We start from the raw sequence: 23,846 nt of genomic DNA, 5'->3' as shown, positions 1-23,846 counted from the left end.
CCATGACCCCGTTTCCCGATTCCTATGACGCCAAGGCCAATGAGGCCGCGCTGCGCGCGCGCTGGGCAGAAGATGACGCCTTCCGCTGGGATCCGGCCCGGCCGGCCGACACCGATTACGTGATCGACACCCCGCCCCCGACCGTGTCTGGCGCGCTGCACGTGGGCCATGTCTATTCCTACACCCAGGCCGACATCATGGCGCGCTATATGCGCATGAGCGGGCGCAACGTGCTCTATCCCATCGGCTGGGACGATAACGGCCTGCCCACCGAGCGGCTGGTGGAGAAGGTGCGCAAGGTGCGCGGCGGGACCATGGCGCGCGATGAATTCATCGCGCTGTGCCGCGAGGTGATCCCTGAATATCACCAGCAATTCCGCGATCTGTTCTCGCGCCTGGCGCTGAGCGTGGACTGGAGCCGGGAATACCAGACCATTTCGGACGAAAGCCGCGCGGTGTCGCAGATGTCCTTCCTGGACCTCTACGCCAAGGGCCTTCTGGAGCGGCGCCTGGAGCCCACCTTGTGGGATCCGGCCGACCGCACCGCCATCGCCCAGGCCGAGGTGGAGGAGATCGAGCGCGAGGGCCTGCTCAACTATATCGCCTTCGAGGTTGAGGGCGGCGGCGAGCCGGTGGTGATCGCCACCACGCGCCCGGAACTGATCGGCGCGTGCGGCGGTCTGATGATCCATCCCGATCATCCGCGTGCGGGCGAGCTGATCGGCAAGCGCGCCATCACCCCGCTCTATCGTGTTCCGGTGGAGATTTTCGCAGAGCCCAGCGTGGACCCTGAAAAGGGCACCGGCGTGGTGATGTGCTGCACGTTCGGCGACGTCACCGATATCCAGTGGTGGCGCACCCACAAACTGCCCCTGCGCCTGGTGATCGACCAGGCCGGCAAGATGATCGCGGACCTGCCCTTCGGCGATGAGGGCTGGCCGAGCCTGGATCCGGACGGCGCGCGCGAGATCTCCGCCGCGCTGGCCGGCCTCAAGGCGGCCAAGGCCAAGGAAGCGATCCTGGAGCTGCTCAAAGAGCGCGGCGCGGTGCTCAATCAGGAGCCCACCCGTCAGGTGATCCCGGCGGCCGAGCGTTCGGGCGCGCCGCTGGAGATCATCGTCACGCCGCAATGGTTCATCCGCACGCTGGATTTCAAGGAGGAGATCCTGGCCAAGGGCCGCGAGATCACCTGGCGTCCGGCCTATATGCGCCAGCGTTTTGAAAGCTGGGTGGAGGGGCTCAAATGGGACTGGTCCATCTCGCGCCAGCGCCATTTCGGCGTGCCTTTGCCGGTCTGGTACTCCAAACGCCCCGGCGAGGAAGGCAAGATTATCGTCGCGTCGAAAGACGAGCTGCCGGTGGACCCCACCTTGCAGGCGCCGCGCGGCTATGAACCTCACGAGGTGGAGGGCGAGCGCGACGTGATGGACACCTGGGCGACCTCGTCAGTCTCGCCCCAGCTGGTGACCCGCTCGATCACGCAAGAGCTGAGCTTCGACTACGAGACCCACAAACGCCAGTTCCCCATGGCCCTGCGCCCGCAGGCCCATGAGATCATCCGCACCTGGGCCTTCTACACCATCGTCAAGGCGCTCCATCACGAGAACCAGGTTCCCTGGCGCGATATCGCCATTTCCGGCTGGTGCCTGGCGGGCGACGGATCGAAAATGTCCAAGTCCAAGGGCAATATCATCGATCCGATCAAGCTGCTGGACGAGTACGGCACGGACCCGGTGCGCTACTGGACGGGCACGTCGCGTCTGGGCCAGGACACAGCGCTGGCGGTCAACACGCTCAAACAGGGCAAGCGCCTGGTCACCAAGCTGTGGAACGCCTCCAAGCTCGCCCACATGGCGATCAGCGCGGCTGAAGCCCACGGCCCCCTCGATCCGGCGACGCCGCGCGCCGATGTGGAATCGGGGCGCATCAGCCATCCCATGGATGTGTGGCTGATGGGCAAGCTCGCCGAGACCGTGCGCAAGGCGTCGGAAAGCTTCGAAGCGTATGAATACGCCGCCGCACAGCGCGCCATCGAGGCCTTCTTCTGGAGCGATTACTGCGACAATTATCTGGAGATCGTGAAGCGGCGCACTCGTTATGAAGGCCCGCCCTCGGTCGAGGAACGCTCTGCGGCGCTCACCTTGTGGCACGCCAGCGACGCGCTGATCCGCCTGTTCGCGCCTTTCATTCCTTACGTCACGGACGCCCTGCACGCCGTCTTCCACGGTGAGGCTGCGGGCACGGTCCATGCCTGCGGTCACTGGCCGCGCCAGTCCGATCAGGCCGGGGAAGATGCGTTCCGCACGCAAGGCGAGGCCTTCCTCAACGTGCTGGCCGCCGCGCGCAAGGTGAAGTCCGAAGCCCAGATGTCCATGAAGACGCCGGTCAGCGTGCTGACCGTGATCGGCGAGGGGCCGCTGGAGGCGCTGATCGGCGATACGGTCGAGGACCTCAAGGCGGTGACCAGCGCTGAAACCGCCCTGCGCGCACCTGCCGCGCCGGACGGCGCGCGCACAGCCGCCAGCCCGGACGAGAGCGTTCAGGTGGCCCTGGTGCTGGCGCCGCAGGAGCGCAGTGAATGAGCCATATCGATCCTGAGCGCGCCGCGTTTGAGGCTTTCAAGGCGCTGCCGCGCGACGAGCCGGTGGAGATGCTCAACCTGATCTCGCTGCGTGAGCACGCAGACTACCCCGATGGCCGCGCGATGAGCGGGGCGGAGGCCTACAGGCTTTATGGCGAGACCTCTGCGCCGGTGTTCGCGCGGGTGGGCGGGCGCATTCTCTGGCGCGGCTCGCCGCGCTGCACGCTGATCGGCCCGGCGGACGAGGCCTGGGATATGGCCTTCATCGCGGCCTATCCCAGCGCGGGCGCGTTTCTGGAAATGGTCACGGACAAGTTCTATCAGAGCGAAGCGGTACCCCACCGGCGCGCCGGCGTGCGTGACAGCCGCCTGATCCGCTGCCTGCCCGGCAAGAGCGGTTCAGCTTTCGGCTGACGCGGTCTCAGCGGGCTCTGCGCCCTTGGGATCGGTGTCGCTGGCCAGCGGGCGCCAGGCGTGCAGGCGCCGGCGCGCTTTCAGAACCGTATCGCAGATCTGGCGGATGCGCCTGGCGTGCATCAGGGCCGGGTCCACAGCGCCCACGTCCAGCTCGCCCTTCGACACGCCGTGCAGCAGCTCGGTCTTCACATCCCGGTAGGCGCTCTGGAAGGTGCGATCGAGCTTTTTCAGCCTGCGCTCGAACGCCAGCTCGCTCATCCCCGCCGGATCGAAATCGAGGCAGGCCTGCAGCGCCTGCTGCAATGCCAGCCATGCCTCGCCCTTGCCGAACCGGCCCGGCGGCGTGCGGTCGGGCGCGATCTCGGCGGCCAGACCCGCTAGTTCTTCCAGATGCTGCAGCGTGCGCACCAGATCGGGCACTGCGGCGGTCACGCTTTCAGGCAGGGCCGAGGCGTTGAGCCGGGCGAGAAACTCGCGGATGCGCTCGCCCAGCTGCATCAGCCCGTCCGCACGCAAGGCCAGGCGCTTGCGCGCTACTGGCTTCGGCCCCGCCGCCTCGCGCACCAGCTCCAGCGTCAGGCTGGTCATGCGCGCCAGCTCCATGGCCAGCGCATTGAGCGCCAGGCTCGGCACGGGCAGGGAGGTGGGATCGAGATGGGCCGGGCGCGCCAGCGTCTCGTCCTCGGTCACGAAACGCGCCGAGAGCCAGCGCACCGTCCGGTTCACCAGCGGCCAGGCGAGGATCACGCCGGTGACATTGAACAGGGTGTGGAACAGGGCGAGCGTGGAGGGCATGTCCTCCGACCCCAGCGCCAGCCCGGCCAGCTCGCGCGCGGCGGGCAGCAGCAGGGGCAGGGTGATCAGCGCCACGGCGCCGGCGAACAGGTTGAACAGGATGTGCGCGCTCGCCACCCGGCGCGCGGGCGCGCCTGCGCCCAGGGCTGCGAACACGGCGGTGGAGGTGGTGCCCAGATTGGTGCCGATCACAGCCGCCGCGGCCAGCTCCAGCGCGAAGGCCTCCCCGGCGCTGGCGGTCAGGACGATGGCGATGGCCGCGCTGGACGATTGGGTCAGCACGGTGACCAGCGCGCCGATCAGCACGAAGGCGGCGATGGAGAGGAGCCCTGCGCTCTCCGGCGTCAGCGCAGCCAGCGAGGGCGCGACGCCGCCAAACCCCGCCGCCAGCACGCCCACGCCCAGGAAGAACAGCCCGAACCCGGTGAGCGAGCGCCCCGCCCCGGCCAGCCGGGCGCGCTCGCCCGCGGTGAGGGTGAGCGCCATGCCGATCCCGATCAGCGGCAGGGCGAGCGCGCCCACATCCACCTTCACCCCGACCAGCGCCACCAGCCAGCCGGTCATGGTGGTGCCCACATTGGTCCCGAGGATCACCCACACCGCCCGGCGCAGGCTCAGGAGCCGCGCATTGACGAAGCCGACCGTGGCCACCGTCACCGCGCTGGACGATTGCACCACGGCGGTGATCAGCACGCCGACCGCGAAGCCGCGCACGCTTGTGCGCGTCCAGGTCTGGAGCAAGGTGCGCAGCGCGCCGCCCGCGGCGATCTTCAGCCCGTCCGTGAGCAGCCCCATGCCCAGGAGAAACAGCCCGATCCCGCCCGCCAGGGTCAGCATCGCCGTCATCGTCCCGCCTCCAAAACCTTGCTCCGGGTGCGGACATTACAGCGATTTGACGCGCAGGGCAGGGGGTGCGGGCAGGGGCGGCGGGTCCAACCTGTCTTTTCAAGCCAGGGGGCGGGCTGTAAGCTGCGGCCATGATCAGGGGTTGGGTGATTTTCGCGCTTTCAGCGCTCGCTCTGGCTGCGGCGCCCGCCTGCAGCGAGATCGCCGAATGGCAGGCCCATGAGGCGCGCATGGCCCGCCTGCCGCCTGAATGCGCCGAGCGCTTTGACGCCTTCGAACAGCTCGAGAGCAGCATCATGCATGGCGATGCGTTCGCCCTGACCTGCGCGGTGGAGGTGTGGGACGAGGTGAGCGTCGAGCCGTTCGAGCTGTTTTACATCCACTGGCGTGTGACCGGGGTGAAGACGCCGCAGCTTGAGGCGCAGGCGCGCGCCCTGGAACAGCAAACGCTTGCGGTCCGGATTTACAGATTCCACATGGAAAATGATTTTCTGGCCCCCTTTGAGGCCAGCCCCGAGACCGGCTGCACGGTGTTTGATGAGCCCGCCCGCAGCCTCATCCTGACGGGCCTGGGGCCGCCCGCCCAATTTGGCTGCTTCCCCGGCGCGCCTCCGGTTGATGATCGCGAAATCGAGGCGCTTATGGAGCGCATGGAGCGGTTTCCAGCCGATTGCGCGGCGCGTTTTCCCCAGCGCCAGGGCCTGGCCGACGCCGCCGACGCGGGCGATGCGTTCGGCCTTCATTGCGCCATCGAGGCCTGGGGGGACTGGGAGACCCAGGCGTTCGAACTGCGTTACCTGTACTGGCGCGTTACCGGGGAAGAGCCCGCCGGGCTGGACGCGATGGCGCGCGCCATGGAGCGCGAGGCGATCGCCCGGGAGATATCTTTTCTCCACTTCACGATTGATTATCTGGCGCCCATCCCGTTCAACGCCTGGACCGGGTGCGAGCGGTTCGACGCCGAAGCCCGCGCCCTCATCGACCGCGGCCAGGGCCCGCCGCCGCGCCGCCTGTGCAACCGGTTCGGGTTTTGAATGGGAATGGTGCCGCTTGCGTGACTCGAACACGCGACCTACGCATTACGAATGCGTTGCTCTACCAGCTGAGCTAAAGCGGCTTGCCGGAGCGGGCGCGAGGCCCGGTTCAGCGGGGGCATGAACACGATCTAAGGCATCGCCGCTGCAATTTCAGCGGTCACGTCCTGAACATCTGGTGCCGACCAGACGTCGTCCCGCAGTATGAATTTATGGCTGTTGGTGTGCGCAATATACTTCGACCGCGCCTCCACCACCTCACGCGGGATCAGCGCCGCCCTGACCACGCGGAAATCATCATCGAAGATCACGCCTGCTAGCACGTCAAAGTGCTGGCTCGAAAGATCGCGGATGGCCGACAACTGACGCGACGAGTTTCGTCGATGCACCCGCCGCCCCTTGATCTGATAACGCGTCCCGTCCGGGCCGGTAGCATCATATCCTTGCTCGGAGTTCGGAGCCTGCTTCCAGCCAAAGGCAGCGCAGAACAGATACTCGGCGAGGTCGCCGGTAGGATTGTTGGCGCTGCGCACCACACCCCTTGCCCGCAACGCTTCTCCGATCTGGGAATGAAGCTTCAGAAGCTCGGCTACAGTAACGTGAGATAAATCTTGCAAGAGCACTCCTTGAGCTGCCGCCGCTTCGGTGGGCAACATCCAAAGCTTCCACAGTTCTTCTTTCGTACTCCATGGGGCTGAGATAGCCCAGCGTTCAGTGGCGGCGACGCGAGCTCGGCTTCACGCAAGAGGCGTTGGCCGAACTCAACGGGCTACATACAACCTACATCAGCGGGATTGAAGCAGCCGAACGGAACCCAAACCTGGGTGCCATCGAGCGCCTCGTCACTGCAGTTAAGATCGCTCCCAACGCTTTGCTGGAAGATGTTTCTGGAGCTATATCCACTAAGGAATCATGGGCTTGTGGAAAAATGGTGCCGCTTGCGTGACTCGAACACGCGACCTACGCATTACGAATGCGTTGCTCTACCAGCTGAGCTAAAGCGGCTTGCCGGAGCGGGCGCGAGGCCCGGTTCAGCGGGGGCGGACACTAGCGGCGAACGGGTGCGCGGGCAAGCGGGTGTGTGCGCCGCGCCGCAGCGCTTTTGAGCGCCGGATCAGCCCCGGTCATCAGCTTCCGATTACCGTCCGGCGCGCTCGGCCTTGAAGCGGTCGATGGCGTCGCACACGGGCAGGGACAGGGTTTCGAAAAACGAGGCCAGGTGATCGGCGGGCCGGGCCGCGGCGGCGTCATTATGGATCACCAGATGGGCGTGTTCGCGCCCCGGCGCGGTCCATTCGTGATGCATGGGGCGCACGGTGCGCAGATACTGGCCGACCACCGACTGGGGCGTGCGCCCGCGCTCATTGACATCGCGCAGGAGCCGGCGGGCGAGGCGGATATCGTCGGGCGCCTCCACAAACACGCGCAGGTCAAACAGGGCGCGCACCGCGGCATCGCAGAACAGATGGATGCCCTCCACCACGATTACATCGGCCGGCTCGATGCGGCGGGTGTCGGCGCGGCGCCGGTGGATGGTGAAGTCATAGACCGGCGCCTTGACCGATTTGCCGTCCTTGAGGGCGGCGAGCTGGCGCGCCAGCAGGTCATGATCGCGCGAGGCCGGGTGGTCGAAATTGAACGCGGCGGGGTCGAAATCGGGCTTGGCGCCATGATCGCCGTAATAATCATCCTCGGCCATGACGATGGCGCTGAGCGGGGCGGCGGCGCGGGCGGCGGCGCGCGCGATCTCGGTCTTGCCGGACGCCGAGCCGCCGGTGACGCCGATCAGCAGGCGCTTTTTCGGGGTAAGCAGGCTCATGCGGGCTCAGTCCTTGCGCGTCTCGTCCTCGACGCCGGGATCGTCCGGCGCCCGCGGGGGCTGATAGCTGTCCGCAGCGGGCTTGTCGCCCGGTTTTGCAGCCGCCGGGGCTGAGGGCGCCGCCAGCAGCGCAGCCTCGGGGGCTGCGGCGGCGGCGATCTCGAAGCGCTCATGGCGCGGATGGATCAGGCGCTCTTCGCGGCCCCAGGCGTCCACCATGCGCTTCCAGTCCTCATCGGTGAAGGGGAAGGCGGCGCCGGTTTCATCCAGATCGGACCAGTCGGCCTCGCCCGGCGCGTGGGCGGCGCGGGTCATCCAGCGCTGGGCCGCGTTCTGGTCGCCGTCCAGCTGCGCGGCGCGCGCGGCCATCACGCAAACCCGCGCCGAGACCGGCGGCTGGGCGGTCAGCGAGGCCAGGGCGGCGCGGGCCGCCTCGCGGTTGGACTGGTCCAGCGCGGTCTCGGCCAGAAGGATGCGGCTCTCGCGATGCTCGGGATTGAGCGCGGCCAGCTCGCGCAGGCGCTCGGCGCGCTTGGCCTTGGTGTCGGACTTGCGCAAGGCGCCATAGGCGCGCGCCAGCGCCGGGTGCGGCGCACGCGTCCAGGCGGCCTCGACAATCTCGGCGGCGCGCCGGTGGCGGCGCTGGGCGGACAGAAGCCGCGCGGCCAGATCGGCGGCGGGGGCGAATCCCGGAGAGGCGCTGGCGGCGCGCTCGGCGAGTTTGGCCGCCGTTTCAGGATCGGCGTCCTCGATGTGCCGCGCCTCGGCGGTCAGCAGCACGGCGCGGGTGCGCGCCGCGCGCGCCTTGTCCACATGGCCGCGCTTTTCGCCTTCGGTCAGGGTGGCTTCCGCATCGCGCCAGCGCGCGGCGTTGACCTGGGCCGAGAACAGCGAATCAAACGCCCAGCGGGCGGGGCCTGCGGTATCGAACGCCTCGCGTGCATGGGTGATGACGCCCACCGGGTCCTGACGCGCCTCGGCGATGGCCGCCAGCCCCCGGCGCGCCACCAGACGAGTGCGCGGGTCTTCCAGCATGGCCTCATACAGGCTCTGCGCGCTGGCCAGATCGCCATCGGCTTCGGCCGCGCGTGCAGAAAGCAGCCGCGACAGCGCCGGACGGTCCAGCAGCGCCTCGGCGCGCGCGGCCTGACGCACGGCCAGCGCGCCCTGGCCGGCGGCCGAGGCGATGAGGGCGCGTTCCAGCGCGTCAAAGCCCTGATCGCGCTTGCGGCGCAGGCGGAATTTGCGGAACGCGTCGGGCGCGCCCCAGGCCTTGGCGATCACCCACCAGGCCGCCACCAGCACGAAGGTCGACAGGATCAACAGCGCCATGGCCAGCGCAAACGGCGCCTCGGCGGCGACGCCCAGGAACTCCACCCGCACCAGGCCCGGATTGAGGGTGAGGAAGACCGCCAGAACCGCTGTGACCACACACAGCGCGATGGTGAGGATCAGCCGGATCATTCGCCCGCCTCCGCCTGCAGCGCGTCACGCAGGGCGCTGATCGCCGCCTCGATATCAAGGCGCGCGCGCGCGCCTGTGAGCCACTCCGCCGCCGCCTCCATGGCGGGGCCGTCCAGAGCTTCGATCACGCTGACGGCGCCAGCCAGATCGCCCTCATCCAGCGCCGCGCGCGCCGCGTCCGCAGGGCCGGGAGCCTGGCTTTGGCGGGCCACCCGCAGCACGCCGAACCAGACTTGCGTCTCGCCCGACGCATCGCGCAGGGCGGTTTCGGGGAAGCTCGCGATGAGGCGCTCGCGCGAGGGCGCGCCGTTGCGGGCATGGGCGTTCAGACGCTGCACGCCAGGCGCCCCAGGCCAGGCGCGGCGCAACTCGGCCAGCTCCAGCGCGAACGGGCCGGAACGAACGGCCGCCTCAGCCAGATCGGTATAGGCGAGCGCCCGGCGGGCGTGATCAGGCGCAGCGGGTCCCGCAGCGGTCTCGGATGCGCTGCGGGCCAGGCGCTCAGCCGCCTCGATGCGCTCTGCCATGGCGTCGAGCCGGGAGGTGAGGGCGCTCAGATCGGGCGCCGCGCCGGCCTCGCTCTGCACGGTGGCGATGCGCGCGTCCAGCTCACCCAGGCGCCGTTGCAGGGGCGCCAGAGCGGCGGCGATATCGGCTGTATCGCCCGCCTCGCCGGCGGCCAGGGCGGCGAGGCGAGTTTCCAGATCGTCCAGACGCTCAGCGGAGGCGGCCTCCGCCTCGCGCAGCCGGGATTCCAGCGCCTCCAGCGCCGCCTCATCTGCGCCCTCGCCGGGGCCGGCTTCCTCCAGCGCGCTCACGCGTTCGGCGAGACCCGCCGCATCGCGCACCAGCTGTTCGAGCGCCTCGGCGCGCAAGGCGTCCGCCGGGCCGCTGGCTTCGAGCGCGGTGAGGCGGTCATCGAGACTGTCCAGCACACGCTCCAGATCCGGGACGATGGGCCAGGCGTCCTGTTCCAGCGCGTCCAGCCGGGCTTCCAGCGCGGAGAGGTCAGCGGGCTCGGGCGCGGGCGCGACGCGCCCTGCGACCCAGCCGCCCAGACCGCCCAGAATCGCGGCGGCGGCGACAAAGCCGGCGAGCTTCAGCCAGCCCAGAAGGCTCCGGCGCGCGGGCGGGGTGTCGGCCTCGCTGTCGACCGGCTTGAACTCGGCGTCCACGGGTTCGTCGGTTGAGGATTGAGGTTTTTTCCGCCCGCTCATCACGCTCGTCCCGGCTGCGGTCCTGTTTGACTATCGGGTGAGTCTAAGCTGCGCCGCCCGTCCGCGCCACCGTCTGGTGTCATGCGTGAGGGGGGCAAATCGCCGCCAGCGCATCAAGGAGGCTGGCCTCGTCCGGGCGCGCCGCCAGCGTGATCCGGCCCGCGCCTGCGCGCCGCAAGGGAGCCGCGGCGGCGTCGGAAATCGCGATGACGCGGGCCGCGGCGAGGGCTGACAGGCGCCCGGCGCGTTCGGTCTGTTCGAGCAGGCGTTCTGCGCCCAGCGGGGAGTGGATCAACACGATGGCGTCCGGCCCCAGCGCGGCGCTGGCTTCTTGGCTGAGGCCGTCCACGGCGCGGGCGCGATAGACCACATGGCTGTCGGTGGGCCTGCCCAGCGCATGCAGCGCGCCAGCCAGATCAAAGGCCTGATCGGCGCCGCGCAAATGGATGATGCGGCCTTGCCTGGCCGGGGCGTCCGGCGAGGCGGCGAGGATCACGTCCAGAAGGCCTGCGGCGTCGCCGGTTCCGGTGATCACCGTGCCGTGGCCGGCCTCGCGGGCGGCGCGGGCGCTGGCTTCGCCCACGGCATAGACAGGAAGGTGAGGGGGCGCGCCAAGGGCGGCAAGGCGGGCGGCGCCATTGGGGCTGGTGACGATGATGGCCGAAGCCGCGCTCCAGTCCGGGCGGGCGTCCATGGGCTCAATGCGGGCCGTGGCGGCGTTCACAGCGCGGTAGCCGAGCCTGGCCAGTGTTTCACAGGTGCGCGCAGCGCCCGGCTCGGCGCGGGTGACCAGAACCGGCGGGCGCTCCCTCATGGCTCAGCCTGTGCCGGCAATGATCTCGGCGAGGGCCGCGCCGCCCGCCTTGCGGATGGCCTCGCCCACATGGCGGCCCAGTTCGGCGGCGTCTTCAAGCCCGCCCACGGGTGCTTCGCCGGCATCACGCCAGACCTGTTGACCATCGGTGGAGAGGGCTTCGGCCCGAAGCCGGATCCGGCCGTTGTCAAGTGTGGCATGCGCCGCGATGGGCGTGCGGCAGGAGCCGTCCAGCGCTTCCAGCACGCCGCGTTCTGCGGCGGCGGCCAGCGCGCTGTCGGGATGCTGGATGGCCGCGCACAGGGCTTCGGCCTCTTCATCGCCGGCGCGAATCTCCACCCCCACGCAGCCCTGGGCCGGGGCGGGGAGCATGTCGTCAATTTCCAGCGGGGCCAGAGCGGCTTCGGCGCGGCCCAGGCGGCGCAATCCGGCGCGGGCCAGGAAGGTCGCGTCCACCTCGCCGCTGCGCAGCTTGCCCAGGCGCGTGTCCACATTGCCGCGCAGGAGGACAACCTGCAGATCGTTCCGCGCAGCCAGCGCTTGGGCCTGGCGCCGGATCGAGGCGGTGCCCAGCACCGCGCCTTGCGGCAGATCGGCGAGCCGTGCCGAACCGTCCGCGACCAGCAGCACGTCGCGCGGATCCTCGCGTTCGAGGATAGCCGCGATGGTCAATCCATCGGGCAGGCGCGTGGGCACATCCTTCATGGAGTGCACCGCAAAGCGCGCCTCGCCCGCCAGCAGCGCAGTCTCCAGCTCCTTGGTGAACAGGCCTTTTCCGCCCGCCGCCAGCAGGGCGCGGTCGGTGATCCGGTCGCCTGTGGTGCTCATGCCCAGGATCGGAAACGCGGCGTCCTTGTCTTCCTGCCCGGCGGCATGGGCCAGAATGGCCTGCAGATTATGGGCCTGGGCGAGGGCCAGCGGCGAGGTGCGCGTGGCGATGGGCATCGGTGTAAACGGCATGGGCGCTCCTGACAGGCGGCGCCCATTGTATGAGGACGCGCGCAGCGCTAACGATCACATATGGCGTTATCCCATGCTTTCCCATCGGGGCAACCCGTCCCACCGCAGCAAAAGGCGCTGACCGTGCTGGGCCTTGAGTCCAGCTGCGACGACACCGCCGCGGCCGTTCTGCGCCGGGCGCCGGACGGAAGCGTCACGGTTCTGGCCGAACGCGTTCTGGGTCAGGACGCCGCTCACGCCCCCTATGGCGGGGTGGTGCCGGAGATCGCCGCGCGCGCCCATGCCGAACGCATGGACGGGCTGGCCGCCGAAGTGCTCGCTGAGGCCGGACTGTCGGCTCATGAGCTTGACGGCGTCGCCGCCACGGCCGGACCAGGCCTGATCGGCGGGGTGATGGCCGCGCTGATGACCGCCAAGGGGCTGGCGCTGGGCGCCGGCATCGCCCTGGTGGCGGTCAATCATCTGGAAGGCCACGCCCTGTCGCCGCGCCTGACCCGGAAGCTCGATTTTCCCTATCTTTTGCTGCTGGTGTCAGGCGGGCATACCCAGCTGGTGATCGTGGAGGGCGTGGGCGCCATGACGCGGCTGGGCTCCACAATCGACGATGCGGCGGGCGAGGCCTTCGACAAGACCGCCAAGATCATGGGGCTCGGCTTTCCCGGCGGTCCGGCGGTGGAGCGCGCGGCGCGCGCGGCGCGTAACCCTGAGCGCTTTGATCTGCCGCGCATGCTGACGGGCAAGCCGGGCTGCGACTTCTCGTTTGCGGGCCTCAAGACCGCCGCGCGCCGGGCCTGGGACGCGCTGGAGGCGCCCGGTGACCAGGACCGCGCGGATCTGGCTGGCGCCGTCCAGAGCGCCATCGCCAGCCATCTCAGCGAACGCACGGGCCGGGCCATGGACCGCTTCATCGAGGCGTTCCCGCAGGCTTCCCGCACGCTGGTGGCGGCGGGCGGTGTGGCGGCGAACCAGACGGTGCGTGCGGCGCTGACTGAAGCCGCGCAGGCGCGCGGGTTCGAGCTGATCGCCCCGCCCCTGAAATATTGCACCGACAACGCCGCCATGATTGCGCTGGCGGGCGCCGAGCGGCTGGCGCTGGGCCTCGTAGACGGGCTCGACGCCCCGGCCCGGGCGCGCTGGCCGCTGGATGCCGACGCGGCGGCCCGCGATCCAGCCACGGGCGGCGGGCGCAAGGGCCCCAAGGCCTGAAGGAGAGTTTGATGCAAGCCATCCAGTCCATCGGGGTGATCGGCGCAGGCGCCTGGGGCACGGCGCTGGCCCAGGCGGGCGCCCGCGCCGGGCGCGATGTGGCGCTGTGGGCCTATGAGCGCGACGTGGCCGAAGCGATCCGCGCCACCCGCGAAAACACCGCCTTCCTAAAGGGCGTGCGCCTGGCAGACGCGATCCGGGCCGAGACATCCCCCGAAGCGCTGGCGGGCTGCCAGGCGTATCTGCTGGTCTGTCCCGCCCAGCACGCCCGGCGCACGCTATCCGCTTTCGCCGCCCACATCGCGCCGGGCGCGCCTGTGGTGCTATGCGCCAAGGGCATCGAGCAGGGCTCGCTGGCGCTGATGACTGAAGTGCTGGCGCAGACCGTTCCCCACGCTGTGCCCGCCGTCCTGTCAGGGCCGAGCTTCGCCATCGATGTGGCCAAGGGCCTGCCCACCGCAGTGACGCTGGCGTGCGAGGATCAGGGGCTGGGCGAGCGGCTGATGGCCGCCATCGGTTCGGCCACTTTCCGCCCCTACTGGGCGCCCGATCTCATCGGGGCGGAAGCGGGCGGGGCGGTGAAGAATGTGCTCGCCATCGCCTGCGGCATCAGCGAGGGCAAGGAGCTTGGGCGCTCGGCCCATGCGGCCCTGATCGCGCGCGGCTTCGCCGAGATGACCCGGCTGGGCCTGGCGCTGGGCGCGCGCCGCGAGACGCTGGCGGGCCTGTGCGGGTTGGGCGATCTGGTGCTGACCTGCTCCTCGCCCCAGTCGCGCAACATGTCCTGCGGGCTGGCGCTGGGCCGGGGCGAGTCGCTGGCCGACATTCTGGCCGCGCGCACAGCCGTCACCGAAGGCGTCGCCACGGCGCCCGCCGTTGTGGAACTGGCCCGGCGAGTGGGCGTGGAGATGCCGATCTGTGATGCGGTGAACGCGGTCCTGTCCGGCGCGCTGGATGTGGACGGGGCCATTGAAGTCTTGCTCGCCCGCCCGTTCGGGGCCGAAGCGGACTGAACGCTAGCTCTTGGGACGTCCGCCCAGCACGTCCTGCCAGTCGGGATTGCGGTCGATCTGGGCCTTGGCGAAGGGGCAGAGCGGCACGATGCGCACGCCGCGCGCGCGGGCGTCCAGAACGGCCCGCTCCACCAGCGCCTTGCCCACGCCCATGCCGCGCCACTCATCGGGTACGCCGGTATGGTCGATGATGATGGTGTGCTCGTTCATGATGGAAAAGGTCAGCTCCGCATCCGGCTTGCCTTGCGCGCGCGCCGCATAGCGGCCCTTGGAGCCGGAGCGTTCCTCGACGATCTCGAAAGCCGGTTCAGTCATGATATCAATCTCCTAATGCCGGTCTGCGGCGTGGGCGGCGAGGGCTTCGAGGCGCGCGACGGCCAGCGTGCGCGCATGGGTGGCGGCCAGGATCACCTGCGGCGCGCAGCCCGCCTCATAGGCCTCGCGCCAGCGCGCGGCGCACAGGCACCAGCGGTCGCCGGGCTTCAGGCCGGGGAAGTCGTATTCGGGGCGCGGGGTCGACAAGTCATTGCCCCGGCTCATGGAAAATTTCAGGAAGTCATCGCTCATCACCGCGCAGACCGTGTGCACGCCCCGGTCCTCGGGCCCGGTATGACAACAGCCATCGCGGTAAAAGCCGGTCTTGGGATCATGGCTGCAATCGGCCAGCGGTCCGCCCAGCACGTTGAGCGCCGGTCCGCCCGATCCTGATGCGTGGTCGAAGGGCATGATGCGCCTCGCGTTTGTGTGACGAGCGCCAAGGTGGCGCGCGCGGGCGCGCCCGGCAAGAGCCAAGCCGCTTGCGCTGCTCGGCGCGCGGAGCGAGCATGAAGTCAGCCCTCTGATCCAAACCCCGATGAGTCCCATGACCGCAAGCCCTGTAATAGAAACCGCCCGCCTGCGCCTGCGCGTTCCACAAGAGTCTGACTTTGCAGGCTTTTGCGCCCTGATGAGCGATCCGGAAGCGGCCCGCCATATCGGCGGAACCCAGCCCGACGCCATCACCTGGCGCAATATGGCGGCGCTGATGGGCCACTGGCAGATGCGCGGCTACGGCTTTTTCTCGGTCGAAGAGAAGGCGACCGGTCAATGGGTTGGCCGGGTCGGTCCGTGGAATCCGCATCAATGGCCGGCGCCGGAGGTGGGCTGGTCGATCCTGCGTGCTCACTGGGGCAAGGGCTATGGCCCGGAAGCGGCGGCGGCGGCGCTGGATTTTGTCTTTGATCGGCTCCGTTGGGAGCGGGTCATCCATTTGATTGCAAAAGATAATATCAACTCCGCAGCGGTCGCGCGCAAGCTTGGCTCGACCAATACCGGTGAGGTCGTGCCGGTTCCCGGATTTGACGGTGTATTCACCGAAGTCTGGGCCCAGAGCCGTGCTGACTGGGCGGCGAACCGCGCAATCTTCGCCGATGTGCTGAGGCCCTGACGGGGGAGCGGGGCGGCGCGACGTGTAGTGGGAGGGGCTGTTTTGATGGTGAAAACACCGGTTTTCGAGCTGAAAAACGCCGGTTTCCTAGTGCTCGCTGCCTTGAGCGTATCCGTGGCCGCAGCGAGCCTGCGCTACGCCCTGCCAGAACCGCCCGGCGCGCCGGTGGATGTGCTGGCCAACGCTCACGCCATCCCCTTTCTGGCGGTCCACGCCCTGTTTGGCGCCGCCGCTCTGGGGATTGGGCCGTTCCAGTTCTGGACCCGTCTGCGCCAAATCCGGCGCCGGCTCCATATGGGGCTGGGGGTGGTCTATGCGGCGTGCTGCGTCATCGCCGGGACCGCCGGTGTGATCCTGGCCTTTGGCAATACTCATGGCCCGATTGCGGCCGCCGGCTTCGGGCTTCTGGGCGCGGCCTGGCTGGTGACCACGGCGATGGCGGTGCAGGCGGTGGCGCGCGGGCGCTATCATGTGCACCGGCGCTGGATGATCCGCAGTTTCGCCCTGACCTTCTCGGCAGTGACGTTGCGCCTGCAGCTGGCCGTGGTGGGCCTCGCGGACCTGCCGTTCAGCTCGTCCTATATCGCCATCAGCTTTGCGTGCTGGGTTCCCAATCTCATGGCGGCGGAGCTGTGGATCGCGCTGACCGCGCGTCAGAACCAGCCCGCTTCGCGCAAGGGCGCGTAATGGCTGCGGCTGACCGGCGCCTGCGTCCCGTCGGTGAGGATCAGCACGGCGCGTCCGCCTGAGCGGCTGGCCCCGGTGATGGCGGCGCGGGAGACCCACCAGGAGCGGTGGGTGCGTGCGCCGTCGAGACCTTCACAGGCGGCGATGGCGTCCGACAGGCGCATCAGGATCAGGGCATCGCCCGCATCGGTGCGCACCCGCAGGTAATGATCCTCGGCCGTCATTGACAGGATCGCCGCCTGGCGTAGACGCGCGGGCAGCTTGTCGAGCAGGGCCGGGGAGGGGCGGGGCGACGCCCCGGCGGCGGCCAGGCTTTCGGCCTCGCGCTGCGCGTCGCGGGCCGCCTCACGGGCGCGTTTGAGCTGGTCGAGCGCGTAGCCCAATGCGGAGACTGCGCAGGCGATCACCAGCACCATGGCTGCGGTCAGCGGCAGCTGGCTCCAGCAGATCCGGCCCGTATAGGCTGTGTTGATGGCGAACACCGCTGCGGTGACGGGAAGGGTCAGCCCCGCCGCCGCTGCGCCATACCAGCTCCAGCGCGGCCAGTCCGGCGCCAGGCGCGCTGCGGCGTGACCGGTGAGATGGCCGAACACCGCCCCAAGAACGATCAGCCCCGTCCAGTAGACCCAGACGTCCGGCCAGCCATAGGCGCCGGTGCCGTAGGGGCCGAGGATCGCCAGGAACGTCCCCACGGCCAGCAGCACCGCGCCTTCGCGCGCAATGCGGGCCAACAGGCTCCGGCTGATGGTCATGCGCGCCCTCTCCATCAGTGCAGCATCTTGCACACCGCGTTCATTCGCGAAGCGTGAACGACAGCCATAGCGCCATTCGCGCACGCTTTCAGCCCGTTCGCGAAACGCCGGTTTCCAGACGGGCCGGAGCGCGCCTTGTCTTTCGCAGGACGCAAGGCCTGACGGAGACAGCCGCCATGAATATCGACGCCTTCCTCGACGCCCCCTGGCATATCCAGCTGCACGCCGGTTCGGCCATCGCTGCATTGGGTCTGGGCGCGGTGCAGCTTATCGCCCCCAAGGGCACCCTGCCTCACCGCCAGCTGGGCTATGTCTGGGCCGGACTGATGCTGACCGTCGCGGTCACGGCCATCTTCATCCGCCATAACGGGGCTTTCAGCTGGCTGCATGTACTGATCCCGGTCACGCTGTTTGGCCTCTACGGCCTGATCCGCCAGGCCCGCAAGGGCCAGACCGGAAAGCACCGCATCACTGCCCTGACCCTGGTCTTCGCCGCCCTGATCATTCCCGGCGCCTTCAGCTTCCTGCCCGGCCGCCTGATGCATCAGGTGGTGACGGGGTAGGTAGGCTCCGCCCTTCACAGGGCGTGCTTTTCGCGGCACATCGGAAGATGAGCTTGCGGGAGGGATATCATGCTGGCGATTATTGCCGCGCTTGCGGTTCAGACGGGCGGCTCGGACACGCTGGTCACGCTGTGCAACGAGACCCCGGCGCGCGCGGCGTTTTCGGTTGTGCGCCCGGGCGATGACGGGGCTGAAATTCAGCGCGGCTGGTTCACGGTCGAGCCCGGCGCGTGCCTGGAAGGCAATATCGGGTTGGGCCGGGCCGGGCAGGCGCAAGTGCATGCGCGCTCGGGCAGTTTTGTCTGGCCTGCGCAGGGCGGCGCGGCGCTGTGTGTGCCCGCCGGCTCCCACGACGGGCCGGTTACGCACCCGCCCTGTGCGCAGACCTGGCGCGAGGCGCAGTTTGCATTAGTGACGACCGGCTGGCGCGAGAACCGCCATCATGTGCGCTATGAAATCAATTGCCGCGACCTGCCCGGGGATGACGCCGCGCTGTGCCTTGAGGGGCGCGCCGGGCCGGACGGGCATGCCGCGCGTTTGCGCGAGCTGACGGTGTGCAACCGGTCCTCGGCGTCCTTGCGCGCGGCGGTGGCGGGCGAGACGCAGGCCCGGAGCGGCCAGAACGTGACCGGCTGGCAAAACGTAGCGCCGGGCGAATGCATGAGCGTGTGGCGTCAATTCCCCTACGGCCCGGAGCTCTATCTGCGCGTGGAGCATGAGGCCGATGACATGATGGCCGCCGGAGAGTCCGCCTATGTCTGCATGCCTGAAGGCTGGACCGCGCGCGCCCACGGCGTGGGCCGGGGAGAGTGTCCCGAAGCCGGGCATGTGCCCGTGCGTTTCCAGATCGTGCGCTTTCGCGACGGGGTTGACCGGCTGAGGCTTGATTTGGGGCCCTGACGCGCGCATCACCTGACGGACCGTTCCAGGAGCGCCCGCCATGATCCGCCTCGCCCCCGCCTGCGCCGTGCTGGCCCTCGTCTTGTCCGCCTGCGGGGAGCCGGTGGCGCTCGATCCGGCGCGCGACACGCCGCCGCCTTCGCCCCAGCTCCTGCGCGAGGTGGGGCTGATGGAGGCGCCGCGCACGCCCTGGGAGGCGCTGGAGCCGTTCTACGACCAGTTCGTCTATGACATTCCGCGCGCGCCGTCCGGCCCGCCCCTGCCGGGGGCTGAGGACGTGCTGACCTCCATTGCGTTCGGCTCGTGCAATACGCCCGAGCGCGCCATACCGATCCTGGATGTGATCGCGCAGGGCGGCCATGACCTGTTCATCTATGGCGGCGACAATGTGTATGGCGATGCGCGCGCCTATGACGCCACCCTGCCTGAGCTGCGCGCGGCCTATCACCAGCTCGCCGCCCGGCCCGAATTCCGCCGCCTGCGCGCGGCCCAGCCCATGCTGGCGGTGTGGGACGATCATGATTACGGCATGAATGATCTGGGCCGCGATTTCGCCTTCAAGGGCTTTTCCGAGCGCCTGTTCCTGGATTTCTGGGGCGCGGAGCGCGACGATGTGCGCCGGTCGCGCGAGGGAATTTACGACGCCCATGTGTTCGGCCCCGAAGGCCGGCGCGTGCAGGTGATCTTGCTCGATACGCGCTGGTTCCGCTCTGACCTCACCCCCACCGATGAACGCGGCGCGCCGGGGCGCGAGCGTTATGTGCCCAGTGAAGACCCGGACCAGGATATGCTGGGCGAGGCGCAATGGGCCTGGCTGGAGGCGCAATTGCGTGAACCGGCCGAGCTGCGCCTGCTGGTATCCTCCATTCAGGTTCATGCCGACGGGCATGGCTGGGAGTCCTGGCGCACCCTGCCGCGCGAGCGTGACCGGCTCTACCGCCTGATCCGCGAGACTGGCGCCAATGGCGTGGTCATCGCATCCGGCGACCGTCATGCCGCCGGGCTTTATGTGCGCGCCGATCTGACCAGCTATCCGCTCTACGAAATCACCTCCTCCTCGCTGAACATGCCCTTCCGCGACGAGCATGACGAACCGGGCCCGCACCGCATAGGGGACATGTATGCGCCGGAGAATTACGGCGTCATCGCCATCGACTGGGAGGGCGGGAGCCTCAATCTGGAAATCCGCGATGTCCAGGGCGCCGTGGTGCGCGAGCAGGGCGTGCCGCTCAGCCGCATCGGCGCGGCGCCCTAGGCGTTCATGCAGGACTGGCCTGCTTCAAGATCGCGTTGACGCAAGCGCGGGGGGGAGTAGGGTGCGGCCAAACGCGCCCCGCCCCTCCTCCTCCTCATCCAGCGCCGGGCAATAAGGAAAGGGTCTACGCACCATGGCCGACAGCTTTGACGTCATCATTATTGGCGGTGGTCCGGGCGGCTATAACTGCGCCATCCGCGCCGGCCAGCTGGGGCTGAAGACCGCGCTGATCGAAAAGCGCAAGACGCTGGGCGGCACCTGCCTGAATGTCGGCTGCATACCGTCCAAGGCGCTGCTGCACGCCTCGGAGCTTTATGAAGAAGCTGACAAGCATTTCGCCGACATGGGCATCGGCGTGGGTGAGCTCAAACTCGACCTGGACAAGATGATGGCGCGCAAGGCCAGCGCGGTGAAAGGCCTCACTGACGGCGTCGCCTTCCTGATGAAGAAGAACAAGGTCAAGGTATTCCACGGCGCCGGGGCGATTGCGGGCAAGGGCAAGGTCAAGGTGACGGGCGAGGATGGCGAGGCCCAGACGCTGGAGGCGCGCCATATCGTCATCGCCACCGGCTCCGAAGTGACCCCGCTTCCGGGCGTGGAGATCGATGAAGAGCGCATCGTGTCGTCCACCGGCGCGCTGGAGCTTAAAGAGGTTCCCAAAAAGCTCACTGTGATCGGGGCGGGCGTGATCGGGCTGGAGCTGGGCTCGGTCTGGCGCCGGCTGGGCTCCGAGGTGACCGTGGTGGAATATCTCGACCGCGTCCTGCCGGGCATGGACGGGGCGGTGTCGAAAGCTGCGCGCAAGCTGTTTGAAAAGCAGGGCGTCAAGTTCCAGCTTTCGCGCAAGGTCACGGGCGTGAAAACCGGCAAGGACGGCCTCACCGTGGTCACCGAGGCGGCGGATGGCGGCGACGAGCAGAGCCATGAGGCCGATGTGGTGCTGGTGTGCATCGGCCGGCGTCCGTACACTGAAGGCCTCGGCCTTGATACAGTGGGCGTGGAAACCGACAAGCGCGGCTTCATCCCCAATGAGCATTTCAAGACGTCCGCGGACGGCGTGTGGGTGATCGGCGACGCCACCCATGGCCCGATGCTGGCCCACAAGGCCGAGGATGACGGCGCAGCCTGCGCTGAGCTGATCGCGGGCAAGGCGGGCCATGTCAATTATCTGGCCACGCCCAACGTGGTCTACACCTTCCCCGAGATCGCCTCGGTCGGTTACACCGAGGAACAGCTGAAAGAGCAAGGCCGCAAATTCAAGGCCGGGCAATTTCCTTTCATGGCCAATTCGCGCGCGCGCACCATCCACCAGACCGACGGCATGGTGAAAATCCTTGCTGACGCCAAGACCGACGAGATCCTGGGAGCCCATATCATCGGGCCGCATGCAGGCGAGATGATCGCCGAGCTGGCGCTGGCCATGGAGTTCCGCGCGTCTTCGGAAGACGTGGCGCGCACCTCCCACGCCCACCCCACCCTGTCGGAAGCCATCCGCCAGGCGGCCATGGGCGTGGAAGGCTGGACGATGCAGATGTAATGCTGCGCCTTGCGCAGCGGGCTCGGGTAAAGCGTCACAATTAATGGCTAGGAAGCCTGCGCGCCTGCGGGCACACTAAACTTGGGCTGAGGAGCGGGGTAATATCGGGCCATGACCGGACCGGCTGAATCTGCACGGCGCATCGAGCAGCGCACGGCGCGTTTGCGCCTTGTGGCGCTGGACGCCGAACTGGCGCGCCTGCAGCTGGAGGACCGCGAAGCCTTCTTCGCCGCGCTGGCCGCCCGGCGCGAGCCGGCCTGGCCGCCCGAGCTGATCGATCTGCCGTCCATGCGCCGCACGCTCGACGCCCTGATGGCGACGCCGGAGGAAACCGGTTGGCGCGCCTGGGCTTTCCTCATGCTCATGCAAGGCGGTCCGGACCGGGCTGTGGGCACGGGCGGTTTCTACGGCCCGCCGGGCGCAGACGGGGTGATCGAGGTGGGCTACGCCATGCTGCCCAGCTTCCGCGAGCAGGGCCTGGCCACCGAGGCGGTGGAGGGGCTGCTGGCTTGGGCGTTCAGCGATCCCCGGGTCAAATCCGTGCGCGCACGCACGCTGGCTCACCTGATCGGCGCGCGCCGCGTACTGGAGAAAACCGGCTTTTCCGAAACTGGCGAGACCGCCGAACCCGAAGGCGTGGTGGTGCATTATCAGCGCAGCGCGCCCTGAAGGGCTTCAGCGCCCTGCGTCCTCTGGCGAACGGCATTCTATCGTCAGCCCGAGAGGCGAGGTGTCCACCGTGTGAACCCCATTTTGCGCGCAGATGCTTTTGGCGGTCTCGCGCGCCAGATGCTGGGTGGTGAGCGCCCCAGCGGCGATCACGCTCAGGGCGAAGATTACCAGTCCCAGAAGAGACTGGACGATCTGACGCAGGTTCATGAAATCTCCCTGACTCAGGATGTCTGGCGGCGCTCTGGACCCGCCTGTCAGGAGCAGAGTCTACCACTTCGCGTGCGCGGGGTCATCCCGGAACCGTATGGCGGCGGGCGCTTGGCTAGCGCAATTCCAGCGTCACCGGGGCGTGATCGGAGGGCTGGGGCCAGTCGCGGCAGTCTTCCCAGACCTTGAAGCCCGCGCGCCCGCCTGACAGCGCCGCAGCTTCCAGATCGCCATTGACCCAGATGTGATCGAGGCGCCGGCCCCGGTTGGACTTTCGCCAGTCGCGATTGCGGTAGCTCCACCAGGTGAACAGCTTTTCCGGCTCCGGGATCAGGGCGCGGGCCGCATCGGTCCAGCCGCCCGCCTTGCGCAGGCGTTCCAGCGCCTCGGTTTCCACGGGCGTATGAGAGATGACCTTGAGCAGCTGCTTGTGCGACCAGACATCATGCTCGAGCGGCGCGATATTGAGATCGCCGGTAAGCACCCGCGCGCCCGGCTCGTCCTTGCGCCCGGCCAGGTAGGTTTCGAGCACGCCCAGGAAATCGAGCTTGTGGCGGAAGCGCGGATTGGTGTCCGGATCCGGTTCGTCGCCGCCGGCGGGGATGTAGAGATTGAGGATCTCGACGCCTTCGATCTTCACGCGCTGCTGGCGCGCCTCGTCCTTGGGACAGAGCGGGTGAGGGTCCAGCGCCTCGATGGGCAGGCGTGAGACCACGGCCACGCCGTGCATGCCCTTCTGGCCGGTGACAGCGGCGTGGGGATAGCCCATATCGGCGAAGATCTTGTGAGGGAACTGGTCCTCGAGGCACTTGATCTCCTGCAGGCAGATCACATCGGGCCGGGCCATGTCCGCGAAGCGGGCGATCTGGGGCGCGCGCAATCGCACTGAATTGACATTCCAGCTGGCAAGGGTGAGGGGGCGCATAAGGTCGGGCTCCAGCCGGGGTTACAGGATGTTATAGCTGGCGCCCGATACGGCCACCGGCCAGCGTCCGCGCACGAACAGGCGCCAGCGCGCCAGGAAGGGATGAGGCGGGTCTTCGTCCTCAGCCTCGGCCAGCAGCACCAGCACTGCGCCATGGGCGGCCTGGACCAGCCCGCCCGCGGCGGCGTTGACCACGTCCTCGTCATACATGTCGTCCATGGCCGCGCTGGCCTCGGCAGCGTCGCGGGCGTGCTCTCCGATGCGCGACTGGACCAGGGCGTAGGCCGCGTTCAGCGCTTCTTCGTCCAGGCGCTCCAGCACCCGGGCGGTGAGGGCGGCGCGCAACATTTCCTCGGCCTCCCAGGCCGCCGGGTTCTGGTCGAGGGTTTCAGCCACCCCCACCGCGTCCTCCCAGGAGCCCAGCAGGGCCGGCTCGCCTTCGGGAAAGCCCAGCCCGTCGAGATAGGCGCGCGCCAGCGCCTGTTCACGCACGTCCAGACGCTCGCCCAGGCGCGAGAAGAAGGCCGGATCGTTCAGGGATTCGGCAAAGGCGCGCGCCTTGAACAGGAGCGGGATTTCATCCAGCAGGCGCGCGATCTCGTCTTCGCCGCTGCGGTCAGGGTCAAATCCGGTCATGGAGCGTTTCTAGCCCCGCCCCGCCCGCGCCCCAAGTGCTGATATCAGGGCGTGAAAAACCGGAACGCATACAGGGGATCTGAAAATGGCGCGCCCGGCGGTGGGGGGCCGCCGGGCGCT

The 23,846-nt window shown here is 68.6% G+C and carries 25 protein-coding genes, 2 tRNA genes and 1 pseudogene; 13 read left to right on the top strand and 15 right to left on the bottom strand.

All coding sequences use genetic code 11. From position 1 onward, the window contains the following. Window positions 1-2 precede the first annotated feature (2 nt). Window positions 3-2,582, top strand: a complete 2,580-nt coding sequence (locus F1654_RS10860) for a valine--tRNA ligase (RefSeq protein ID WP_150023569.1) — start codon at window positions 3-5, stop codon at window positions 2,580-2,582. Then, window positions 2,579-2,995 (top strand): DUF1330 domain-containing protein, encoded by a 417-nt coding sequence (locus F1654_RS10855; RefSeq protein WP_150023568.1) that lies wholly within the window; start codon window positions 2,579-2,581, stop codon window positions 2,993-2,995. The genes F1654_RS10860 and F1654_RS10855 overlap by 4 nt, the downstream gene beginning before the upstream one ends. Here the strand turns inward: F1654_RS10855 and F1654_RS10850 are convergent. Next, window positions 2,981-4,639, bottom strand: a complete 1,659-nt coding sequence (locus tag F1654_RS10850) for a Na/Pi cotransporter family protein (RefSeq protein WP_150023567.1) — start codon at window positions 4,637-4,639, stop codon at window positions 2,981-2,983. The two genes, F1654_RS10855 and F1654_RS10850, sit on opposite strands and share 15 nt — an antisense overlap. 131 nt (window positions 4,640-4,770) lie before the next feature. Here F1654_RS10850 and F1654_RS10845 point away from each other — a divergent pair, with 131 nt between their 5' ends. After that, window positions 4,771-5,673 (top strand): hypothetical protein, encoded by a 903-nt coding sequence (locus F1654_RS10845; protein WP_150023566.1) that lies wholly within the window; start codon window positions 4,771-4,773, stop codon window positions 5,671-5,673. Between the two features lie 7 nt (window positions 5,674-5,680). Here the strand turns inward: F1654_RS10845 and F1654_RS10840 are convergent. Together F1654_RS10840 and F1654_RS10835 are read right to left on the bottom strand one after the other, a co-directional pair. Further along, window positions 5,681-5,756: transfer RNA gene (locus F1654_RS10840), tRNA-Thr, on the bottom strand. Window positions 5,757-5,804: 48 nt separating this feature from the next. Then, a complete protein-coding gene (locus F1654_RS10835) occupies window positions 5,805-6,329 on the bottom strand; it encodes a hypothetical protein (RefSeq protein ID WP_199200551.1) in 525 nt (174 codons plus the stop codon). A gap of 71 nt (window positions 6,330-6,400) precedes the next feature. Between F1654_RS10835 and F1654_RS10830 the strand changes: the two are divergent. Beyond that, window positions 6,401-6,619 (top strand): annotated as a pseudogene (locus F1654_RS10830) (helix-turn-helix domain-containing protein); the annotation flags it as partial. On the opposite strand, the gene F1654_RS10825 reads toward F1654_RS10830, so the two are convergent. From F1654_RS10825 to hemC, 6 genes are all read right to left on the bottom strand, one after another. After that, a tRNA-Thr gene (locus F1654_RS10825) sits at window positions 6,603-6,678 on the bottom strand. The pseudogene F1654_RS10830 and the gene F1654_RS10825 overlap by 17 nt on opposite strands. Before the next feature lie 133 nt (window positions 6,679-6,811). Then, window positions 6,812-7,492 (bottom strand): uridine kinase, encoded by a 681-nt coding sequence (udk, locus tag F1654_RS10820; protein ID WP_150023564.1) that lies wholly within the window; start codon window positions 7,490-7,492, stop codon window positions 6,812-6,814. A 6-nt stretch (window positions 7,493-7,498) separates the two neighbouring features. Further along, entirely contained in the window at window positions 7,499-8,956 is a 1,458-nt protein-coding gene (locus F1654_RS10815; RefSeq protein ID WP_150023563.1) for a heme biosynthesis protein HemY, read from the bottom strand. Then, a complete protein-coding gene (locus F1654_RS10810) occupies window positions 8,953-10,173 on the bottom strand; it encodes a hypothetical protein (RefSeq protein ID WP_150023562.1) in 1,221 nt (406 codons plus the stop codon). The genes F1654_RS10815 and F1654_RS10810 overlap by 4 nt, the downstream gene beginning before the upstream one ends. Before the next feature lie 79 nt (window positions 10,174-10,252). Then, window positions 10,253-10,987, bottom strand: a complete 735-nt coding sequence (locus F1654_RS10805) for a uroporphyrinogen-III synthase (RefSeq protein ID WP_150023561.1) — start codon at window positions 10,985-10,987, stop codon at window positions 10,253-10,255. A gap of 3 nt (window positions 10,988-10,990) precedes the next feature. Then, window positions 10,991-11,947: a hydroxymethylbilane synthase gene (gene hemC / locus F1654_RS10800; protein WP_150023560.1), complete on the bottom strand. Its 957-nt coding sequence runs from the start codon at window positions 11,945-11,947 to the stop codon at window positions 10,991-10,993. A 60-nt stretch (window positions 11,948-12,007) separates the two neighbouring features. Between hemC and tsaD the strand changes: the two genes are divergently transcribed. Both tsaD and F1654_RS10790 read left to right on the top strand, forming a co-directional pair. Next, a complete protein-coding gene (tsaD, locus tag F1654_RS10795) occupies window positions 12,008-13,153 on the top strand; it encodes a tRNA (adenosine(37)-N6)-threonylcarbamoyltransferase complex transferase subunit TsaD (protein WP_150023559.1) in 1,146 nt (381 codons plus the stop codon). Between the two features lie 11 nt (window positions 13,154-13,164). After that, window positions 13,165-14,166: an NAD(P)H-dependent glycerol-3-phosphate dehydrogenase gene (locus F1654_RS10790; protein ID WP_150023558.1), complete on the top strand. Its 1,002-nt coding sequence runs from the start codon at window positions 13,165-13,167 to the stop codon at window positions 14,164-14,166. 3 nt (window positions 14,167-14,169) lie between these two features. Here F1654_RS10790 and F1654_RS10785 read toward each other — a convergent pair whose 3' ends face one another. Beyond that, the gene (locus F1654_RS10785) at window positions 14,170-14,481 is read right to left on the bottom strand and encodes a GNAT family N-acetyltransferase (RefSeq protein ID WP_150023557.1); all 312 of its coding nucleotides are present in this window, start codon (window positions 14,479-14,481) and stop codon (window positions 14,170-14,172) included. A gap of 12 nt (window positions 14,482-14,493) precedes the next feature. Next, entirely contained in the window at window positions 14,494-14,892 is a 399-nt protein-coding gene (locus F1654_RS10780) for a DUF2237 family protein (RefSeq protein WP_150023556.1), read from the bottom strand. Window positions 14,893-15,028: 136 nt separating this feature from the next. On the opposite strand from F1654_RS10780, the gene F1654_RS10775 reads away from it, so the two are divergent. Both F1654_RS10775 and F1654_RS10770 read left to right on the top strand, forming a co-directional pair. Next, window positions 15,029-15,592 (top strand): GNAT family N-acetyltransferase, encoded by a 564-nt coding sequence (locus F1654_RS10775; RefSeq protein WP_150023555.1) that lies wholly within the window; start codon window positions 15,029-15,031, stop codon window positions 15,590-15,592. A gap of 45 nt (window positions 15,593-15,637) precedes the next feature. Beyond that, window positions 15,638-16,279, top strand: a complete 642-nt coding sequence (locus F1654_RS10770) for a DUF2306 domain-containing protein (RefSeq protein ID WP_150023554.1) — start codon at window positions 15,638-15,640, stop codon at window positions 16,277-16,279. Here F1654_RS10770 and F1654_RS10765 read toward each other — a convergent pair. Beyond that, window positions 16,246-17,031 carry a LytTR family DNA-binding domain-containing protein gene (locus F1654_RS10765; RefSeq protein WP_199200550.1) on the bottom strand — a complete coding sequence of 262 codons (786 nt, stop codon included), beginning with the start codon at window positions 17,029-17,031 and terminating at the stop codon, window positions 16,246-16,248. The genes F1654_RS10770 and F1654_RS10765 overlap by 34 nt on opposite strands. A 176-nt stretch (window positions 17,032-17,207) precedes the next feature. Here F1654_RS10765 and F1654_RS10760 point away from each other — a divergent pair, with 176 nt between their 5' ends. The 5 genes from F1654_RS10760 to F1654_RS10740 all read left to right on the top strand — a co-directional run bounded on the left by F1654_RS10760 (window position 17,208) and on the right by F1654_RS10740 (window position 21,955). Continuing rightward, entirely contained in the window at window positions 17,208-17,594 is a 387-nt protein-coding gene (locus F1654_RS10760) for a DUF2306 domain-containing protein (RefSeq protein ID WP_150023552.1), read from the top strand. A gap of 69 nt (window positions 17,595-17,663) precedes the next feature. Continuing rightward, on the top strand, window positions 17,664-18,494 hold the full coding sequence (locus F1654_RS10755; RefSeq protein WP_150023551.1) for a DUF1036 domain-containing protein: 831 nt from the start codon (window positions 17,664-17,666) through the stop codon (window positions 18,492-18,494). 40 nt (window positions 18,495-18,534) lie between these two features. After that, entirely contained in the window at window positions 18,535-19,749 is a 1,215-nt protein-coding gene (locus F1654_RS10750) for an alkaline phosphatase D family protein (RefSeq protein WP_150023550.1), read from the top strand. A gap of 133 nt (window positions 19,750-19,882) precedes the next feature. Further along, window positions 19,883-21,286 carry a dihydrolipoyl dehydrogenase gene (lpdA, locus tag F1654_RS10745; RefSeq protein WP_150023549.1) on the top strand — a complete coding sequence of 468 codons (1,404 nt, stop codon included), beginning with the start codon at window positions 19,883-19,885 and terminating at the stop codon, window positions 21,284-21,286. A gap of 111 nt (window positions 21,287-21,397) precedes the next feature. Further along, window positions 21,398-21,955: a GNAT family N-acetyltransferase gene (locus F1654_RS10740; protein WP_150023548.1), complete on the top strand. Its 558-nt coding sequence runs from the start codon at window positions 21,398-21,400 to the stop codon at window positions 21,953-21,955. A 6-nt stretch (window positions 21,956-21,961) separates the two neighbouring features. On the opposite strand, the gene F1654_RS10735 is transcribed toward F1654_RS10740, so the two are convergent. The 3 genes from F1654_RS10735 to F1654_RS10725 form a co-directional block, all read right to left on the bottom strand. Continuing rightward, window positions 21,962-22,165, bottom strand: coding sequence for a hypothetical protein (locus tag F1654_RS10735; protein ID WP_150023547.1), 204 nt, complete (start codon window positions 22,163-22,165; stop codon window positions 21,962-21,964). 115 nt (window positions 22,166-22,280) lie between these two features. Next, the gene (locus F1654_RS10730; RefSeq protein WP_150023546.1) at window positions 22,281-23,090 is read right to left on the bottom strand and encodes an exodeoxyribonuclease III; all 810 of its coding nucleotides are present in this window, start codon (window positions 23,088-23,090) and stop codon (window positions 22,281-22,283) included. A 21-nt stretch (window positions 23,091-23,111) separates the two neighbouring features. Next, the gene (locus F1654_RS10725; RefSeq protein WP_150023545.1) at window positions 23,112-23,726 is read right to left on the bottom strand and encodes a hypothetical protein; all 615 of its coding nucleotides are present in this window, start codon (window positions 23,724-23,726) and stop codon (window positions 23,112-23,114) included. Between the last annotated feature and the right edge of the window lie 120 nt (window positions 23,727-23,846).

It is taken from the genome of Alkalicaulis satelles, assembly GCF_008630495.1.
Taxonomy (GTDB): domain Bacteria; phylum Pseudomonadota; class Alphaproteobacteria; order Caulobacterales; family Maricaulaceae; genus Oceanicaulis; species Oceanicaulis satelles.
This window is presented reverse-complemented; position numbering and strand designations above follow the sequence as displayed.

Bases quoted from the DNA above. Each gene is read 5' to 3' on its own strand.
- F1654_RS10785 (WP_150023557.1), bottom strand. From the start codon at position 14,481: ATGACTGAACCGGCTTTCGAGATCGTCGAGGAACGCTCCGGCTCCAAG.
- F1654_RS10770 (WP_150023554.1), top strand. From the start codon at position 15,638: ATGGTGAAAACACCGGTTTTCGAGCTGAAAAACGCCGGTTTCCTAGTG.
- F1654_RS10725 (WP_150023545.1), bottom strand. From the start codon at position 23,726: ATGACCGGATTTGACCCTGACCGCAGCGGCGAAGACGAGATCGCGCGC.
- F1654_RS10775 (WP_150023555.1), top strand. From the start codon at position 15,029: ATGACCGCAAGCCCTGTAATAGAAACCGCCCGCCTGCGCCTGCGCGTT.
- hemC (WP_150023560.1), bottom strand. From the start codon at position 11,947: ATGCCGTTTACACCGATGCCCATCGCCACGCGCACCTCGCCGCTGGCC.
- F1654_RS10760 (WP_150023552.1), top strand. From the start codon at position 17,208: ATGAATATCGACGCCTTCCTCGACGCCCCCTGGCATATCCAGCTGCAC.
- F1654_RS10810 (WP_150023562.1), bottom strand. From the start codon at position 10,173: ATGAGCGGGCGGAAAAAACCTCAATCCTCAACCGACGAACCCGTGGAC.
- F1654_RS10855 (WP_150023568.1), top strand. From the start codon at position 2,579: ATGAGCCATATCGATCCTGAGCGCGCCGCGTTTGAGGCTTTCAAGGCG.
- F1654_RS10730 (WP_150023546.1), bottom strand. From the start codon at position 23,090: ATGCGCCCCCTCACCCTTGCCAGCTGGAATGTCAATTCAGTGCGATTG.
- F1654_RS10740 (WP_150023548.1), top strand. From the start codon at position 21,398: ATGACCGGACCGGCTGAATCTGCACGGCGCATCGAGCAGCGCACGGCG.
- tsaD (WP_150023559.1), top strand. From the start codon at position 12,008: ATGGCGTTATCCCATGCTTTCCCATCGGGGCAACCCGTCCCACCGCAG.
- lpdA (WP_150023549.1), top strand. From the start codon at position 19,883: ATGGCCGACAGCTTTGACGTCATCATTATTGGCGGTGGTCCGGGCGGC.
- F1654_RS10780 (WP_150023556.1), bottom strand. From the start codon at position 14,892: ATGCCCTTCGACCACGCATCAGGATCGGGCGGACCGGCGCTCAACGTG.
- F1654_RS10750 (WP_150023550.1), top strand. From the start codon at position 18,535: ATGATCCGCCTCGCCCCCGCCTGCGCCGTGCTGGCCCTCGTCTTGTCC.
- F1654_RS10850 (WP_150023567.1), bottom strand. From the start codon at position 4,639: ATGACGGCGATGCTGACCCTGGCGGGCGGGATCGGGCTGTTTCTCCTG.
- F1654_RS10765 (WP_199200550.1), bottom strand. From the start codon at position 17,031: ATGACCATCAGCCGGAGCCTGTTGGCCCGCATTGCGCGCGAAGGCGCG.
- F1654_RS10835 (WP_199200551.1), bottom strand. From the start codon at position 6,329: ATGTTGCCCACCGAAGCGGCGGCAGCTCAAGGAGTGCTCTTGCAAGAT.
- F1654_RS10735 (WP_150023547.1), bottom strand. From the start codon at position 22,165: ATGAACCTGCGTCAGATCGTCCAGTCTCTTCTGGGACTGGTAATCTTC.
- F1654_RS10755 (WP_150023551.1), top strand. From the start codon at position 17,664: ATGCTGGCGATTATTGCCGCGCTTGCGGTTCAGACGGGCGGCTCGGAC.
- F1654_RS10845 (WP_150023566.1), top strand. From the start codon at position 4,771: ATGATCAGGGGTTGGGTGATTTTCGCGCTTTCAGCGCTCGCTCTGGCT.
- F1654_RS10860 (WP_150023569.1), top strand. From the start codon at position 3: ATGACCCCGTTTCCCGATTCCTATGACGCCAAGGCCAATGAGGCCGCG.
- F1654_RS10805 (WP_150023561.1), bottom strand. From the start codon at position 10,987: ATGAGGGAGCGCCCGCCGGTTCTGGTCACCCGCGCCGAGCCGGGCGCT.
- udk (WP_150023564.1), bottom strand. From the start codon at position 7,492: ATGAGCCTGCTTACCCCGAAAAAGCGCCTGCTGATCGGCGTCACCGGC.
- F1654_RS10815 (WP_150023563.1), bottom strand. From the start codon at position 8,956: ATGATCCGGCTGATCCTCACCATCGCGCTGTGTGTGGTCACAGCGGTT.
- F1654_RS10790 (WP_150023558.1), top strand. From the start codon at position 13,165: ATGCAAGCCATCCAGTCCATCGGGGTGATCGGCGCAGGCGCCTGGGGC.